The following is a 16,468-nucleotide window of genomic DNA, read 5'->3' as shown; positions in this document are numbered from 1 at the left end:
TCAGCTCCTGATTGAAGTCGGCTCGGGCGAGCCATAAGCAATCGACCTGTGCTGCAGGTCAGGGTTCAGCCAAATCAGTCAGGCCAGTATTTCCAGGCCATGCTTTTGAACAATGCTCAACAGTTTCAACGCCATGCCGCTTGGGTGTTTGTCTCCTGCTTCCCACTGTTTGACAGTGGAAGGGCTGGTGTTCAAGTAGCGGGCGAAGACCGGCTGGCTGACATTGTTGCGCTCACGCAATGCCTTGATCTGCTCTGGCGAGATTTCATCCGGGACCGTGGCAAGACATGATTCATCGAACTTGCGCATGGTCGCCTTGCTGATTGCGCCGATGGCATACAGGGCGCTAGCCGATTCGTGGATCGACTCAAACGCTTCACTTTTGAATTTCTTACTCATGAAATATCTCCGTAAACTCCTTCGTATCCAGTAAGTATTGGACTTGCCAACCTGTCAGGCCCTGGTAGTCCTTCGCCATGTCTCGGAATGCGATCAATTCGGCCTGACTGATATTGCTTTGGTCTTTCTTGGCGTAAAGGAACTGGAAAACCCAGTAACCTCCTCCCCTTGCCAGAACAATCGACCGATGCCGATTGGCATTCAACCGTTTCTTCCAGACTCCACCACCAAGATCGACCGCCTGCCCCCTGAGCATCTCGGCGAATGCCTCTCGAAGTTCGTCATCACCGATCCATGCCTTCGCAGCCTGCATTGCAAAACGTTTTGTCTTGAACAGCCTTGGTGACATTGGCATCCCTTCCAAAAACATACCACCAGGTGGTATAGAACTCAAAGGCATCGCAACAACAATGTTGTTGCGATGGCACCGGCGTTCCTTGCCGACGCTCCTCTAAAAAGCCATCGATCGGGCAACCACTCAAGCCGAAATCGCCGTTAGCAAAACCCGGCCACAAAAAAACGCCCCACGCCAAAAGAATCAGGCATGGGGCGTGCGTTATACCGCGAGACGGTTCGGGAATGAGTGCAGGGCGTGTCCGGTCAGACGGCGATGCCTTTGCGGCACTGCAATTGCGCGGTGCGGACTCGGGAGAAGGCGCGGGCCAGGCGCAGGAGCATTTCGTCAATGTTGGCCTTGCTGACGGTCAGCGCCGGGGTGAAGCGCAGGCAGTCGGGTTGCGGGGCGTTGAGCAGCAGGCCTTCGTGCAACGCCGCCTTGACCACGGCGTCGGCGCAATCGTCGGACAGGGTCAGGCCCCAGAGCAGGCCTTGTCCGCGCAACTCACCGTGACCATAACGATGGGACAAGCGCTTAAGCCCTTCACGCAGGTGCTGGCCGACTTCTCCGACATGATTCAGAAAGGTCTTGTCCTGCACGCTGTCGAGCACGGCGATCCCGGCGGCGGTCATCAACGCGTTGCCATGATGAGTGCCGCTCATTTCGCCGGCGTCGAAACAGCAGGCCTTGCCCCGGGCCAGCAATGCCGCGAGCGGCACGCCACCGCCCAGCCCCTTGCCGAGCACGACGATATCGGCCCGGATGCCGTAGGACTGTTCCGCGAGCAAAGTACCGCAGCGACCGATACCGGTTTGCACTTCGTCGAGGATCAGCAGGATGCCCAGTTCGCGACACAGGCGCTCGACACCCTTGAGGTAGTGCGCCGTGGCCGGAATCACCCCGGCTTCGCTCTGGATCGGTTCAAGCATGATCGCGACCGTCCGCTCATCCACGGCAGCGTGCAACGCGGGAAGATCGTTGTACGGCATATGGCTGAAACCCGGGAGCTGCGGCTCGAAGCGGTTGATCTGCGCCGAACTGTCTGACGCGGAAATCGTCCCCAGACTACGACCATGACAGGCATTGCTGGCAACGATGATCCGCGATGCGTCGCCGCGCTGCTGTTGGCCCCATTTGCGCGCCAGTTTGATCGCCGCCTCACAGGCCTCGCTGCCGCTGTTGAGCAAGTACGCCTGATCGCTGCCGGTGCTGGCGCAGAGCTGCCCGGCGAGATTGAGCATGCCACGGTTATGCAGGCCGAAGCCGGGATTGATCAGCGCCTGGGCCTGTGCGCTGATCGCGCTGACCAGTGCCTTTGGGCTGTGGCCGAGGCTGTTGGCGCCGCCACCTTGGGAGAAGTCCAGGTACGCACGGTCGTCGCTGTCCCACAACCATGAACCCTGGCCGCGGACGAACACCTGTTGCGGCCGTTCGACGCTGGGCATGAGGCACTCGCTGGAAAGCGTGTCGTGCGCGGATGGGAAAGCAGCGTTCGCCACCAGATCATCCAGGCTTGGTGAATGACGACGCAGGCTGAACAGACTCATGGATTCAGCCTCCGTTGGAGATTTTCTGTCTTGCCTATGCAAACACCATCGAAACAAACGGTATTCATCGCGCTCTGTGGCCCTGTAAGCCTTGTGAATACGGTTAGACTAGGCTCAGACAGGGCGTTGAGCCATTTCGATTTACGAGCATTTTCGATAAGTATTTCTTATGGATTTCAAGCAACTCCGCTATTTCGTCGCGGTGTATGAAGAAGGCCACGTGGGCCGCGCCGCCGAGCGCCTGTCCATCTCTCAGCCAGCGTTGTCCCAGCAGATCCGTCATCTCGAACAGACTCTCGATGTCAGCCTCTTCGAACGCAGCAGCAAGCGCCTGTTGCCGACGCTGGCGGCGCACACCCTCTACAACCATGCCCTGCCCTTGCTCGACGGCCTGCAACGGGCCCGCGAAGCACTGGGCAATTTCAAGGGGCAAGCGCTGCGTACCCTGGCCATCGGTGTCTTGCAGACCGTGCATACCAGCCTGGTACCGCAAATGCTCGAACGGCTGCGCAAGGAGCAGCCGCATCTGGTGGTGCAGATCTATGAATTGTCGGGGCTGGATATCGAGCGCCGGCTGCTCAATGGCTCGCTGGATATCGGCATCAGCTATTTGCCACCCCGGCAACCGGGACTGCACGGCGTGATGCTGTACGAAGATGAACTGACCCTTGTCATCCCGGCGGATCATCCGTTGCGGGAATTCAAGAAAGTGTCCATGAGCCAGGCCGCCGAGTTGCCGATGCTGCTGTTGGGCGAGGAGTTTCAGGTGCGACAGATCTGGCAGGCGCAGTTGACGAACCTGGGCAGGCGGCCGCAGGTGCAGGCCGAACTGAACAACATGGCGGGGATTCTTGGCAGCCTGCCGCACACACGGCTGGCAACCGTGCTGCCTGGGCGCTCACAAAAGGCCCACGGCAACAAAGAACTATTGTGGAAACCTCTGACCGAGCCACGGGTGCCATTGAAAGTCGGGCTGGTGTGTCGGGATGTACAACGGCAACAGGCCTCGCTGGCGTTGCTGCGCACCTTGCTTGAGGAAGTGATGAATGGGCCGGATGAACGCTTTGAATAGCGCGCCTGAGCGATAAACACTTTTTCGCAGGCATAAGAAAACCCCGCCGAAGCGGGGTTTTGCAGACTGTTTCCCTGACATCCATTTCACTCCGCCGCCCTGGCAGAATCCTACGTGTCCGTGTTGTTGCTTTGCGCTTCCTGCGCTACGTCCATGTGAAGTAGATTAGCGGTGGATCCAATTCGCTACTATGGGAGATAAGCAGCACGTCATGTAAGAGAATGCTTACATGACGTTACATCCTCAGAACTGCGCTGCATCCAGCAAAAACAGCGGCTCGCTACCCGCCTTGACCGACGCGCTCAGCGAGTGAATCCGCGGCAACAGGCGGGCGAAGTAGAACCGCGCCGTCCCCAGCTTGCTGGCGTAGAAATCGTCCTGGGCTTCTTTGCCCAAAGCCGCCTTGGCCATCAATGCCCACATGTAGGCGTAGGCGGTATATCCGAACACTTGCAGGTACTCGACCGACGCCGCGCCGATTTCGTTCGGGTTGGCTTTCGCCCGATCCAGCAGCCAGGCCGTCAATTCGTCGAGGGTGGTCACCGCATCGTTCAGCGGCTTGGTGAACTCGGCCAGATCAGCACTGGCGGTCGCGGTGAAGTGACGGATCTCGTCGGCAAACAGCTTGTAGAACGCCCCGCCGCTGCCCACAACCTTACGACCGACCAGGTCCAGCGCCTGAATGCCGTTGGTGCCTTCGTAGATCTGGGTGATACGCACGTCGCGCACCAGTTGTTCCTGGCCCCACTCACGGATGTAGCCGTGGCCGCCGAACACCTGCTGACCGTGAACCGTGGTTTCCAGGCCCAGGTCAGTCAGGAACGCCTTGGCCACCGGGGTCAGCAGGGCCACCAGGTCTTCCGCGCGCTTGCGGGTGGTAGCGTCTTCGCTGAACTTGGCAGTGTCCAGTTGCATGGCCACGTAAGTGGAGAATGCACGGCCGCCTTCGTTCGAAGCTTTCATGGTCAGCAGCATGCGACGCACGTCCGGGTGGACGATGATCGGGTCAGCCACTTTGTCCTTGTTCTGCGCACCGGTCGGCGAGCGGCTCTGCAGACGGTCACGGGCGTATTCGACGGCGTTCTGGTAGGAGCGCTCGCCGCTGGCCAGGCCCTGGATGCCGACACCCAGGCGCTCGTAGTTCATCATGGTGAACATCGCCGCCAGGCCCTTGTTCGGCTCGCCCACCAGATAACCCACGGCTTCGTCGAAGTTCATCACACAGGTCGCGGACGCCTGGATGCCCATCTTGTGCTCGATGGAACCGCAATTGGCCGGGTTACGCGCGCCCAGGCTGCCATCGGCATTGACCAGGAACTTCGGCACCAGGAACAACGAAATGCCTTTCGGTCCCGCCGGAGCGTCCGGCAGCTTGGCCAGTACCAGGTGAATGATGTTTTCGGTCAGGTCGTGCTCACCGCCGGTGATGAAAATCTTGGTGCCGCTGACCTTGTAGGAACCGTCGGCCTGAGGTTCGGCCTTGGTGCGGATAATCCCCAGGTCGGTGCCGGCATGCGGCTCGGTCAGGCACATGGAACCGGCCCAGATACCGGCGTACATGTTCGGCAGGTAAGCCGCTTTCAGCTCTTCGCTGGCATGGGCGTTGATCGACAGGCAGGCGCCGGCCGTCAGCATCGGATACAGGCCGAACGACAGGCTCGCGGAGTTGACCATCTCTTCGACCTGGGCCGACACCGCCTTGGGCATGCCCATGCCGCCGTAGGCCGGATCGCCACCGACGCCGACCCAGCCGCCTTCAGCGTAGGTCTGATAAGCCTGTGGGAAACCGGCCGGCGTGGTGACGGCGCCTTCCGCCCAGTGGCAACCCTCTTCGTCAGCCGCGCGGCTCAAGGGCGCGATGCTTTTGCTGGTGACCTTGCCGGCTTCTTCGAGAATGGCTTCGACGGTTTCAGCATCGACGGTATCGGCCAGCGCCGGCAACTCGGCCCAGAGTTTGGCGACCTCGAATACTTCATTGAGGACGAAGCGCATATCGCGCAGGGGCGCTTTGTAGTCAGCCATGGCAAACCTCGCAAGATCTAATACAGGTGATTCACAGGAATGGTGCGTTGGATGTGTCCGAGTGTAACCCAACAACTTTTGCGACACATAGGGTCGACACATGACTGTTTTGTTATTTTTAGTCACCGAGGTATGCAGAGGAAAACGCAAGAACTGTAGGAGCGAGCTTGCTCGTGATGGTCGTGAACGATAACGCGTAAAACCAGGTGCCCAGCGGCGCCCTTCGGTTTTTCGCGAGCAAGCTCGCTCCTACAAGGGGGTAGTGTCAGAGTGCGAACAACTCCGCCGGCAACTGCATCAGGCAATCGCTCCCCGCCTCGATGGCCGCGCGATGCGAGGCGGTGCGTGGCAACAGTCGCTTGAAGTAGAACTCGCTGGTCGCCAGTTTGCCTCGGCAGAAATCGGCGTCTCCGCTGCCATCCTCCAGCTGCGCCTGCGCCACCAGCGCCATGCGCAACCACAGGTAGCCGAGGATGATGTAGCCGCTGAACATCAGGTAGTCCACCGATGCGGCACCCACCTCGTCAGGATTTTTCATCGCGGCCATGCCGATCCCGGTGGTCAGTTCACCCCATTGTCGATTCAGCTCGTTGAGCTGCGAAACGTAAGGGGCCAGTTGCGGGTGACCGGCGTTCGCCAGGCAGAACTTGTGGACGATTTTGGTGAAGCCCCGCAGCAATTTGCCCTGGCTGCCCAGGACTTTGCGTCCTAGCAGGTCCAGCGCCTGAATGCCGTTGGTGCCTTCATAGATCGGCGCGATACGGCAATCGCGAACCAGTTGTTCCATGCCCCACTCACGAATGAAGCCGTGGCCGCCAAACACCTGCATACCGTGGTTGGTCACCTCCAGGCCGGTTTCGGTCATGAAGGCCTTGCAGATCGGCGTGAGGAACGCCAACAGGTCTTCGGCGTCCTGGCGCGCCGTTTCATCCGTACTCAGATGCGCGACATCCAACAGCTGTGCGGTGAAATAAGTCAGTGCACGGTTGCCTTCGTTAAAGGCTTTCATGGTCAGCAACATCCGGCGCACGTCGGGATGAACGATGATCGGATCGGCGGCTTTTTCCGGCGCTTTCGGTCCGGTCAGCGCACGCATCTGCAAGCGCTCGTTGGCGTACTTGATCGCACCCTGGAAGCTCGCCTCGCCCAGACACAACCCCTGCATGCCAGTGCCCAGCCGCGCGTGGTTCATCATGGTGAACATGCAGTTCAGGCCCTTGTTCGCCTCGCCGATCAGGAAGCCCTTGGCGCCGTCGAAGTTCAACACGCAGGTGGCCGAGGCCTTGATGCCCATTTTGTGTTCGATGGAACCGCAGGACACGCCATTGCGCTCCCCGGCTTCGCCCGCAGCATCGGGCAGGAACTTTGGCACGATGAACAGCGAAATGCCCTTGGTGCCGGCTGGTGCATCCGGCAATTTCGCCAACACCAGGTGAATGATGTTGTCGCTCATGTCGTGCTCACCGGCGGAGATGAAAATCTTGCTGCCGGAGATCGCGTAACTGCCGTCGGCCTGGGGCACGGCGCGGGTCTTGATGATGCCCAGGTCGGTACCGCAATGGGCTTCGGTCAGGCACATGGTGCCGGTCCACTGGCCGGCCGTGAGTTTGCTCAGATAGGTCTGTTTCTGCTCTTCAGTGCCGTGGGCGTGGATGGCCGACATGGCGCCGTGGGTCAGGCCGGGGTACATGCCCCAGGAGGTGTTGCTGGAAGCGATCATTTCGCTGATCACCAGCCCCAGGGAGCTCGGCAACCCCTGGCCGCCGTAGGCCGGATCGGCCGCCAGCCCGTGCCAGCCACCCTCTACGTATTGTGCGAAAGCCTGCTTGAAACCTGCGGGCGTGGTCACCACGCCATTGTCGAAATGGCAGCCGTCTTCATCGCCGCTGCGGTTAAGCGGCGACAGCACGTTCTCGCAGAATTTCGCCCCTTCTTCGAGGATCGCACTGATCATGTCCGGGCTGGCGTCGCTGGCACCCAGCGCTGCGTAGTTGCCGTGAAAGTCGAAGACGTGGTCGATCAGAAAGCGCATGTCGCGCAGGGGAGCTTTGTACTCGGGCATGGTCGTTTCTCCGTCAGCAGATTTTTCCAACCTACTGCCGCCAACCACGCCTCACAATCACAGTCCAGACGCTGAATGCGCCATCATCACTCAACCGTAGCGGCATCCGTTCGTACGGCGCCGCGCCGCGTCTGACCGAAGGCCATCACGCAGTTACGCCCGGCGCCCTTGGCACTGTAGAGCGCCTGGTCGGCCGACTTGAGCACCTCTTCAGGGGTGCGCTGCTCAACCCGTTCGGCGACGCCGATACTGACAGTCACCGACACGCTCGAAGCATTGGACCCGGAACGACGCTGACGCCCCTGATTATCATCCTGCGGACGGTTTTCCTGATTGCGCAGGTGGATGAGGTAGTTAGCGATGGATTCACGGATCACTTCCAGATGCGGCATGCACTCTTCAAGGGTCTTGCCGGCAAACACCATGGCGAATTCCTCACCGCCATAGCGATACGCCTTGCCGCCGCCACCGATTTTCGACAGCTTGCTGGCCACCAGTCGCAACACCTGGTCGCCGACATCGTGGCCATGGGTATCGTTGAATTTCTTGAAGTGGTCGACGTCGCTCATGGCCAGCACATAGGTGCGTCCAAGCCGTTGCATGCGTTCGTTCAAGGCACGACGACCCGGAATCCCCGTGAGCTCATCGCGGAAGGCCATTTGATAGGCCTCATGGGCGACGGCGGCAGCGATCATCAGCATGACCTGGCTGCACATGATGTTCAGGGTGAACGGCAGAATGAAGGTTTTCGGCAGCATCCAGAACAGCCCGAGCAAACCCACCAGTTGAGCGGCGTGAAGCGGCCGGGGATTGCGCCAGTACTGCCAGGCCAGCAGCAGGAAGGAAGCGATGAACACCGGGTACGACAGCTGGATCAGGCTCATCCAGGCGCCGTGCAAGGCTGGCCAGCGGATCTCCGACAGCCACATCAGCAACGCCTGTGGGTAACTTTGCTCCAGGCCCAGCGCGACGCTACCCACCGCCAGCAACACCGCGAAACGCGCCACCATGTCCTGGAACAGGTGAGTTCGCTCCTGCCACGCAGCGAATATGCCAAACAGCAGCGGCAACAGCAGACAGCACAAATGGAAGACCACCGCGGCGTCTTCGCGCACTTTGCCGTTGTCGCGGTAATAGTCAGTCTGGGTGTCGAGCAGGAAGTAGGCGGTGTACACCGTGACCATCAGAAACAGTTCGCGCTGACGTCGGTAAACCGCGCAATAAGCACCGCCGAGCAGCAGGACCAGGGTCGGCAGAACGTTGAACAGCGAGGTGAAGAAAACGTTCAGATCCTTGACGTACGCGGCGGCAAGCCCCGCCAGCAACAACAGCAATGACGGTAGGAAATGACTGAAACGTACAGCGGAAGAACGCGGCAAGGGTAAAGCTCCGACCCGTCAGATCAATAGATGGCAATGTGCCAACTACTGTAACGGCAGAAGCCTTGAATTGCTGAGTGAAATACTGAGGCATTTGTGAAAAAAAGCGTCACTGGCGACCGTCGGCCGCCAGTGACGCAAGGGGATTACTGTGGCAGATCGTTATTGAACGGTTGCAATGGCCCCTCTAAAGCTGGGCGACCTTCAGCACCGATGGGTTTGAGCTGAAATTCGGCGTCCTGCGCTTGCCGGGTGGTGATCTTCGGACTGGCCGGTTTTTGCCCGACCGAGTTTTCATCACCCTTCGCGCCCTGTGCGAGCACCAGCGACGGATGATCGAACGGCGCCCGTTCCCACGCGACTCGCGGATCGGTCAGGCTGACCTCCATGAATTTGACCAGGGCATCGATCTCATCCTGGGTCAGGTTCAGTGGAGACATGTCCGGATCAAGGTTGGAGCCGTTGTGTTGATTGACCGCCGGATGCTCGAAGCCAGTGGTGTTGCTGGCATCTTCGCCACGCCGGTCGCCGCCGCGGTTGTAGAACTCCATGACTTGCTGCAGCGTGGCGCGGCTGCCGTTGTGGAAGTACGGGCCGGTCAGCGCGATGTTGCGCAGTGTCGGTGTCTTGAACGCACCATCGACCGAGTCACGGAAGTTGACGTTGGGCTTGAGCGTCGCATCGCAAGGGATCGCTGCGCTCAGCGGCGCTTCGAAGGTGCAGACATCGACGTCCAGCGGGTCGGGGATGTTTCCGCCCTGCAGCTGGGTGTTGTACTCACGAGTGAAGGACAGCGGGTTGCCCCAGGCATCCGAACCACCCACCGCCAGATCTTCCGAGGTCGGACGCACGCCGGTGTTGTAGAAACCATTGTCGTAGAGCGTGGTCAGGCCGTCCGCCATCACCATGCGTTCAATGCGCTCGCGAGGGTGGAACAGCAAGCGGCTGGCGGCGTTGGTCAGCTCCGCACCGCCGTGGCAACTGACGCACTTGCCCTTGCCCAGGAACAGATTCAGGCCCTGCACCTGCTGCGCATTCATGGCTGTCTGATCGCCGTTCAGATAGGCATCCAGCGGCGCCTGATCGGATATCAGCGTGGCTTCATACATCTGGATCGCCAGACCGAAGAACAGCGGGAAGTTGGCCTCCATCTGGGTGTAGGGCGCGCCTCCCACCGACACTTGCTGCGTGGCGTTCCACAGCCGTGGCTGGAACGCGTTCTTGATCAGCTCGCGATACGTTGGCCGACGTGCACCGGACACCGGCCCCAGCACCGAGTCGGTGGACGAAATCCGCTGTTGCTTGAGCATCAGCGTGTCGAGCATGCGCCGGCCGATGTCAGCGAAGGTGCGCCCGCCACAGGACATTTCCACGGCGCTGCCGGGAGGGCCGACCGCTTGCGATGCGGCGGAGGCATCCTTGAGTGCCAGGCGCACCTTGCTTGCCACGCCGCTGTTGTCCTTGGTCACATAGATCCCGGCATCCGGATCGCGGTTACCGAAAGGCGAGAAGCCGTTGAACACGTTGTTGGCCCGGCCATCCCAGAAGTTGCGCACGTTGAACGCGGCGTTGATCACCGACGGCGCGTTGCGCCCGGTACTGCGCCGCACATTGATGCCGCCGACCTGGAAGATCCCGTCCGGTTGCTGGATGCACTTGTCGAAACGCGCCTGGTTGGGCTTGACGAAGTTGGCGTCGAACACGCCTTGCGAGCCGACCACATCGTCGGTGGAATAAACGATGGGAGAATTGCGATCCAGGGGGTTGGACAGCACGTGGGTCGGGAAGTCGGCTTTCTTCAGCAGATAGTTCGGGCCGCCCTTGCCCCCGGATTTGGTGGTGTAGGACGGCACGTCACCGGGAATGTCGGAGGCCGTGAAGGGTTTGTTGAAAATAGAGGCGACGTTCGCGTTGGTGTTGGCCTGGCCTGGGTTGATCTGGTTGGTAGTGCGGTGATCCACCCCGGCGTGATAGTGGCAGGACGCACAAGCGGTGGAGCCATCACTGCCGACTTCCATGTCCCAGAACAGGGCCTTGCCCAGGAGAATCGCCGCCGAGCGATTGAGGACATAGTCGGTCATCAGATCGACCTTGCGCCCGCCTTCGGTGCCCGAGGGGTCAGGTGGGCTCATGCCGCGCAGCGATTGCAGCATCGGCACATCCAGTGCCGGTGGAACCGTCCCGGGCGCATCAGCCGCCCAGGCACTCATGACAGGCAGGCCCATAGCGGACAGCGTTATCGCTATCGCACAGGCCAAGCGGGTGGATCTCAAGGTGCTCATGTACTTAAGCATGATGGCGTTCCCGATTCAGTACGGAGTAGCCAGGCTCCGTGGTTGCCCTGTTGCGAGATGAACTATCGGCCATGAATCTTGCGACTTGCACGAACAGTCACACCAACTCGACATGAATCGGCAAGGCGAGGTTTACCTGGCAATGCACACTCTTGGCTCAGGTTTTTTATTAATTGCTCGGTCGCACCAAAGAAGGTGCTTAAGGCCACTTTAGCTGTAACAAAAGATTTCGACAGTAAAAAAGCAAACTTTTTTTCGCCATAGCAAAGACAGCTACGAAGTTCATAACTGCACTCTTACTCAACTTTGGTGAACTTCCCCCACTTTTGGGTCATACACCCCAAACCTGGCGTTACCTCAATAATAAAAAACAACTATCTCATTGTTTTTAAAGAAAATATTTATTCAGATTGAAATTGGCGAGCTGGCCACCCAATTGCAACCAACCCACTTTGGCAGGTGCAAGTATTTACAAGCTCCATTGCCACCCAAGACAACCAAAGATTACGACTCTATAAACAAGCCATTTCACGCGTGCACAAGTTGCACCGCGTGAGCTATGGCTTTTTTATTTTCTTCTCCAAAAAAATACTTTACGACTATCACTAAGGAAATTTTTACTTGCAATTCTCATTTACGCGGAGTACATGTAAGCAACAGTTCTCATTTACTACTCAGGACAAATACCACCCAGCGAATACATCAACTTCCCTTCGCACTTCCCAAACTTGGGTATATATCCCCCCCTATATTGGTGAATCTCCATTCGGCCATGTTGCGCGCACTTTCCTGCATTTTCGTGCAGCCCGCATTCTCCGCGCGCTGGCGGCCATTTGTGTCCAAATGTTTCAGAACAGGCACGACACCTGCTTTGCACGCCTCAGGCTCAAGGAAAGGTTTCTCGCGATTGCGTCCGTAACCGGCCGATGCATCGCAGGTTGGATGTATCAAAGCGGCAAGTGCCGATTGCCCACAGGCGCTTTTGCCGTTGAACGAGCCCCATCCGACACTCACAGTTTTGCGCTTTTTTGCGCAGGATTCAGCGCATCAACAGAACTGTGAAGCGATTGGCCGGCAACTGGTCCTGCATTGCTCTGGAGAGAACCATGAACCTATTTGCAAAAATGAAATCGCTAGCCGCGCCTCAAATCCCAAAACGATTGAGCGGCGGCATCAGTCGCCCCGCACTGATCGCCAGTGCGGTCGCCCTGGCAATGCTCCTTGGCGGGGGAGCGGCCTATGCCGCGAAAGGCGCGCCTGGGGGCGGAGGAGGCGGCGGCGGTGGTGGTGGCGGTACCGCCAAGCCCCCTACCAAAGGGGCGGTGGCGCCATTCGCCACACCCACGCTGCCCGATCCCGTCTTCACGGATGCTACTGCGATTCACGGCTTCGACGTCACAGGCTTTATCCAGGACATGACGGTAGATTCCCCCGCCGAAACCTGCCCAGGGGCTACCGTCCCGGCGGAGCGCAGTGGCGGCAAGATTGTGGTCAATGGCACAACCATTACCGTCCCTTGCAACATGATCATCCAGATGCCGGCCAATACCCTGAGCTGGCGCGATTTCGTCAACGGTGGAGCATTGGGGCTCAATAGCACCCGGCCTGCCTACCCATCGTTCGAGATCCACGTGGTGGGCAATACCGTCAATGGCAAACAAATCGCCGGGTTGATCGATGTCTCCCAACAGACAACCCAGACAGGCAGCGGCTACATCAGTCGGATCGACCTGGACACTGGCAATATCGAGGTGGCCAGCACCAACTCGCCGCAGCCCACGATACTGCAGATCAACGACCCGAATGGACGCTTCGGCCGAGTCCGGACCGCAGACCCGCGCTTCTCCGTGGATGATGCCAACCCGACCATTCACGCAGCCACCGGCTTTCCCATGTGTGTACCACGTGGCGCCGATGACGCTGCGTGCCCGCAGAAAAACCGGCCATTGGCCAAGACACCGACCACGACCAATAACTGCCGCAATTTCAGCCAGGCCGGTGTCAGTCCGCTGCCGGCCAGCGGCGAATTGAGCCCACCTGCGCTGGGCCAGGTCTTTTGCAGCCAGTTCGTCATGAAAGCGGTAGGCGACGCGACAAGGCTTCCGACGGATCCTGATCCGCGCCAGCAAGCGCCTTTCGAAGTGGGCGACTTCATCAGTTATTCCGGCACCCTGTTCAAGTCCACGACATCCGGAACTCCGGACTTCATCTCTGCCCACACCATCGAAGCCAACGTCGGTATCTACACGCAGCCCGGTTCGCAGCCCAGCTACCTGTCCATCGGCGAATTCGGCATCGGCAGTGCCGATCCCAACCCGGTAGCCGTCAGCGGCGTGGCGCAGGAAACCCAGGACCGGTTGTTCCTTGAGACATCGACAACCGACATCCTGACGCCGGTGGATATTTACCTGATCGATGTGGACAACAACGGCGTGGAACACAACCGTTGGGTGACCCCTTATGAGATGACCGGTGAATGCAATCCCGCACTGACCCTGGCAGCGACTTGCCGTGGTGTGTCGGGCGGCATTACCACTCAGAACACCGGTGCTCAACCACAGCGTGCCAGGCTGCGGGCAAGCAAGGCGCCAACCGGACTGCTCAGCCAGCCGACCCGGACCCTGCGGGTGATGGCGCGCTCAATGTGCGTTCCGGACCCGAACAATCTGTCACAGGCCCTTGTGGACAACTGCCTCGCCAGTCAATCTCCAGTGGCCAATGGGCTGATCGCGGGGCAATACGTGGCTCCGGTGTTCGAGTTCATCTTTCCGGAAAACGTCAAGCCGGGCGATCCAATCGTTCCTAATGACTTCTGGCATCTTCCGTTCATTCGCAACGGCGAAGGTTCCGCGGTCCCTACGGGTGCCGGACCACTGGCCCCTACCCCGTGGTGAACAAGGCCTGACGATGGCGCAAAAAAAAACCGCCGCTCCCGAAGGAGCGGCGGTTTTCTTTGAAGAACTGCGTCAGGCCTTAGTAGCCCAGCGCGAAGTCTTCTTCTTTCATGTCCATCAGGTTGTTGGCGCCCGACAGCATGGTTGCAACGTGAGTGCGGGTACGCGGCAGGATGCGCTGGAAGTAGAAGCGCGCGGTCTGCAGCTTGGCGGTGTAGAACGCCTCCTCGGTGGTGCCGGCAGCCAGTTTCTCGGCAGCCAGGCGCGCCATGTCGGCCCAGAAGTAAGCCAGGCAGGCGTAACCGGAGTACATCAGGTAGTCCACGGAAGCCGCGCCGACTTCTTCGCGATCCTTCATGGCGGCCATGCCGACCTTCATGGTCAGTTCGCCCCATTCCTTGTTCAGTGCAGCCAGCGGTGCGACGAATTCCTTGACGGCTTCGTTGCCTTCGTTGTTCTGGCAGAACTTGTGCACGATCTTGGTGAAGCCTTTCAGGGCCTCGCCTTGAGTCATCAGCACTTTACGGCCCAGCAGGTCGAGTGCCTGGATGCCGGTGGTGCCTTCGTACAGCATGGAAATGCGGCTGTCGCGAACGTTCTGCTCCATGCCCCACTCGGCGATGAAGCCGTGGCCGCCGTAGATCTGCACGCCGTGGTTAGCCGATTCGAAACCGACTTCGGTCATGAAGGCCTTGGCGATTGGAGTCATGAAGGCCAGCAGTGCGTCGGCTTTCTTCTTCTCTTCTTCGTCCACGCCGTATTTGACGATGTCGACTTGCTTGGCGGTGAAGTAGACCATTGCGCGGTTGCCTTCGGCGAACGCCTTCATGGTCAACAGCATGCGGCGTACGTCCGGGTGCACGATGATCGGGTCAGCAGCCTTGTCCGGTGCTTTCGGGCCGGTCAGCGAGCGCATTTGCAGGCGATCGCGAGCGTATTTCAGGCCACCCTGGAAGCCGATTTCGGCGTGGGCCAGACCTTGCAGCGCGGTACCCAGGCGTGCGGTGTTCATGAAGGTGAACATGCAGTTCAGGCCTTTGTTCGCCGGGCCGATCAGGAAACCGGTGGCCTCGTCGAAGTTCATCACGCAGGTGGCGTTGCCGTGGATGCCCATCTTGTGTTCGATCGAACCGCAGGTCACGGCGTTGCGTGCACCGACGGTGCCGTCTGCATTGGGCAGGAATTTCGGCACGATGAACAGGGAGATGCCTTTGGTGCCAGCCGGAGCATCCGGCAGGCGGGCCAGCACGATGTGGACGATGTTGTCGGCCATGTCGTGTTCACCGGCCGAGATGAAGATCTTGGTGCCGGAAACTTTGTAGGAACCGTCGGCCTGAGGTTCGGCCTTGGTGCGCAGCATGCCCAGGTCGGTGCCGCAGTGCGGTTCGGTCAGGCACATGGTGCCGGTCCACTCGCCGGATACCAGCTTGGTCAGGTAAGCCTCTTGCTGCTCGGGAGTGCCGTGCTCGGAGATGGTGTTCATCGCACCGTGCGACAGGCCCGGGTACATGCCCCACGACCAGTTGGACTCACCCACCATTTCACTGATGGCCAGCCCTAGGGATTCCGGCAGGCCTTGACCGCCGTGCTCGACGTCGTGGGCCAGGCTTGGCCAGCCGCCTTCGACGAATTGTTTGTAGGCTTCCTTGAAACCGGCCGGGGTCTTAACGCCCGACTCGCTCCAGGTGCAGCCTTCGAGGTCGCCCACGCGGTTCAGCGGAGCCAGTACCTGCTCACAAAACTTGGCGCCTTCTTCGAGAATGGCGTCAACCATGTCCGGCGTTGCGTCCGCGCAGGCCGGAAGGCTCTGATAGTGCGCTTCGTAGCCAAGCAGTTCGTCACGTACGAAGCGAATATCACGCAAGGGGGCCTTGTAGTCAGGCATAGCGATAAACCTCTGCTGATGTAACCGGGGATGAGCGACCGCGTTGGATTGTTATGACGGTCAAACAGTTGTTTGAAACATACGTTTACGCTTAATTCTTGTCAAGCATCGATCTTTGGCCGTCCGTCATCGCCAGTTGCCATACGGCGCGCGCAGCGATGCAACGCCGTTGCCCAGGCAACACGCCATCAAGGAAAGAATAGTTTGCAAATAAGGACTTACGATGAAAAACGCCGCGAAGGTTCGCGGCGTCAGTGGTGCGGGCTCAGCGATTGATCAGGCAAAGGTATCGATCAGCGTACCGAGCACTTCGTCGGAAGCCTTGGCGACTTTCGCCCCCAATTCCACCTGGAATTTGCCCTGCGCCATCTCCAGCATGTTGCTGGTCACGTCCGATTGCTGGCTGCGATCGACCGAACGCAGTCGCTCGGCCTGAACCTCGGAGGACTGGCTGGTGACCGAACGCTCGATGGTGTTGTTGGCGATCTGCCCGGCGGCCTGATCGACGCGGTTCTGCCCTGTCTGAATAGTGCTCAGACCGGCATAAAAAGCGGTGCTTCCTGAGATTTCCATGGGA

Annotated in this window: 11 protein-coding genes; 2 read left to right on the top strand and 9 right to left on the bottom strand. The window is 59.4% G+C overall.

What is annotated here, in order from left to right; all coding sequences use genetic code 11:
* Positions 1 to 78: 78 nt before the first annotated feature.
* The 3 genes from ABTV29_RS02370 to ABTV29_RS02360 all read right to left on the bottom strand — a co-directional run bounded on the left by ABTV29_RS02370 (position 79) and on the right by ABTV29_RS02360 (position 2,283).
* Entirely contained in the window at positions 79 to 399 is a 321-nt protein-coding gene (locus ABTV29_RS02370; protein ID WP_433768701.1) for a helix-turn-helix domain-containing protein, read from the bottom strand.
* Positions 392 to 748 (bottom strand): type II toxin-antitoxin system RelE/ParE family toxin, encoded by a 357-nt coding sequence (locus tag ABTV29_RS02365; protein ID WP_433768700.1) that lies wholly within the window; start codon positions 746 to 748, stop codon positions 392 to 394. The genes ABTV29_RS02370 and ABTV29_RS02365 overlap by 8 nt, the downstream gene beginning before the upstream one ends.
* Before the next feature lie 251 nt (positions 749 to 999).
* Positions 1,000 to 2,283 (bottom strand): aspartate aminotransferase family protein, encoded by a 1,284-nt coding sequence (locus ABTV29_RS02360; protein WP_433768699.1) that lies wholly within the window; start codon positions 2,281 to 2,283, stop codon positions 1,000 to 1,002.
* A gap of 169 nt (positions 2,284 to 2,452) precedes the next feature.
* On the opposite strand from ABTV29_RS02360, the gene ABTV29_RS02355 reads away from it, so the two are divergent.
* Positions 2,453 to 3,355 carry a LysR family transcriptional regulator gene (locus ABTV29_RS02355; RefSeq protein ID WP_433768698.1) on the top strand — a complete coding sequence of 301 codons (903 nt, stop codon included), beginning with the start codon at positions 2,453 to 2,455 and terminating at the stop codon, positions 3,353 to 3,355.
* 243 nt (positions 3,356 to 3,598) lie between these two features.
* Here ABTV29_RS02355 and ABTV29_RS02350 read toward each other — a convergent pair whose 3' ends face one another.
* The 4 genes from ABTV29_RS02350 to ABTV29_RS02335 form a co-directional block, all read right to left on the bottom strand.
* Positions 3,599 to 5,377, bottom strand: a complete 1,779-nt coding sequence (locus tag ABTV29_RS02350; protein WP_433768697.1) for an acyl-CoA dehydrogenase C-terminal domain-containing protein — start codon at positions 5,375 to 5,377, stop codon at positions 3,599 to 3,601.
* A gap of 265 nt (positions 5,378 to 5,642) precedes the next feature.
* The gene (locus ABTV29_RS02345) at positions 5,643 to 7,439 is read right to left on the bottom strand and encodes an acyl-CoA dehydrogenase C-terminal domain-containing protein (protein WP_433768696.1); all 1,797 of its coding nucleotides are present in this window, start codon (positions 7,437 to 7,439) and stop codon (positions 5,643 to 5,645) included.
* A gap of 86 nt (positions 7,440 to 7,525) precedes the next feature.
* Positions 7,526 to 8,818: a GGDEF domain-containing protein gene (locus ABTV29_RS02340; protein ID WP_433768695.1), complete on the bottom strand. Its 1,293-nt coding sequence runs from the start codon at positions 8,816 to 8,818 to the stop codon at positions 7,526 to 7,528.
* Positions 8,819 to 8,964: 146 nt separating this feature from the next.
* A complete protein-coding gene (locus ABTV29_RS02335; RefSeq protein ID WP_433768694.1) occupies positions 8,965 to 11,112 on the bottom strand; it encodes a cytochrome-c peroxidase in 2,148 nt (715 codons plus the stop codon).
* A gap of 1,106 nt (positions 11,113 to 12,218) precedes the next feature.
* On the opposite strand from ABTV29_RS02335, the gene ABTV29_RS02330 reads away from it, so the two are divergent.
* Positions 12,219 to 14,006, top strand: coding sequence for a hypothetical protein (locus ABTV29_RS02330; protein WP_433768693.1), 1,788 nt, complete (start codon positions 12,219 to 12,221; stop codon positions 14,004 to 14,006).
* Positions 14,007 to 14,085: 79 nt separating this feature from the next.
* On the opposite strand, the gene ABTV29_RS02325 is transcribed toward ABTV29_RS02330, so the two are convergent.
* Both ABTV29_RS02325 and ABTV29_RS02320 read right to left on the bottom strand, forming a co-directional pair.
* Complete coding sequence (locus tag ABTV29_RS02325; RefSeq protein ID WP_433768692.1) at positions 14,086 to 15,891, bottom strand: phenylacyl-CoA dehydrogenase; 1,806 nt, start codon at positions 15,889 to 15,891, stop codon at positions 14,086 to 14,088.
* A 276-nt stretch (positions 15,892 to 16,167) separates the two neighbouring features.
* Complete coding sequence (locus ABTV29_RS02320) at positions 16,168 to 16,464, bottom strand: pyrroloquinoline quinone biosynthesis protein PqqE (RefSeq protein WP_433768691.1); 297 nt, start codon at positions 16,462 to 16,464, stop codon at positions 16,168 to 16,170.
* Positions 16,465 to 16,468: the final 4 nt, after the last annotated feature.

The sequence above is a fragment of the Pseudomonas putida genome, from assembly GCF_050989985.1.
In the GTDB taxonomy this organism is placed as follows: Bacteria; Pseudomonadota; Gammaproteobacteria; order Pseudomonadales; family Pseudomonadaceae; genus Aquipseudomonas; species Aquipseudomonas putida_AI.
This window is presented reverse-complemented; position numbering and strand designations above follow the sequence as displayed.

Excerpts from the sequence above, each read along its gene's own strand:
- ABTV29_RS02370 (WP_433768701.1), bottom strand. The coding sequence starts at position 399 with ATGAGTAAGAAATTCAAAAGTGAAGCGTTTGAGTCGATCCACGAATCG.
- ABTV29_RS02365 (WP_433768700.1), bottom strand. The coding sequence starts at position 748 with ATGTCACCAAGGCTGTTCAAGACAAAACGTTTTGCAATGCAGGCTGCG.
- ABTV29_RS02360 (WP_433768699.1), bottom strand. The coding sequence starts at position 2,283 with ATGAGTCTGTTCAGCCTGCGTCGTCATTCACCAAGCCTGGATGATCTG.
- ABTV29_RS02355 (WP_433768698.1), top strand. The coding sequence starts at position 2,453 with ATGGATTTCAAGCAACTCCGCTATTTCGTCGCGGTGTATGAAGAAGGC.
- ABTV29_RS02350 (WP_433768697.1), bottom strand. The coding sequence starts at position 5,377 with ATGGCTGACTACAAAGCGCCCCTGCGCGATATGCGCTTCGTCCTCAAT.
- ABTV29_RS02345 (WP_433768696.1), bottom strand. The coding sequence starts at position 7,439 with ATGCCCGAGTACAAAGCTCCCCTGCGCGACATGCGCTTTCTGATCGAC.
- ABTV29_RS02335 (WP_433768694.1), bottom strand. The coding sequence starts at position 11,112 with ATGCTTAAGTACATGAGCACCTTGAGATCCACCCGCTTGGCCTGTGCG.
- ABTV29_RS02330 (WP_433768693.1), top strand. The coding sequence starts at position 12,219 with ATGAACCTATTTGCAAAAATGAAATCGCTAGCCGCGCCTCAAATCCCA.
- ABTV29_RS02325 (WP_433768692.1), bottom strand. The coding sequence starts at position 15,891 with ATGCCTGACTACAAGGCCCCCTTGCGTGATATTCGCTTCGTACGTGAC.
- ABTV29_RS02320 (WP_433768691.1), bottom strand. The coding sequence starts at position 16,464 with ATGGAAATCTCAGGAAGCACCGCTTTTTATGCCGGTCTGAGCACTATT.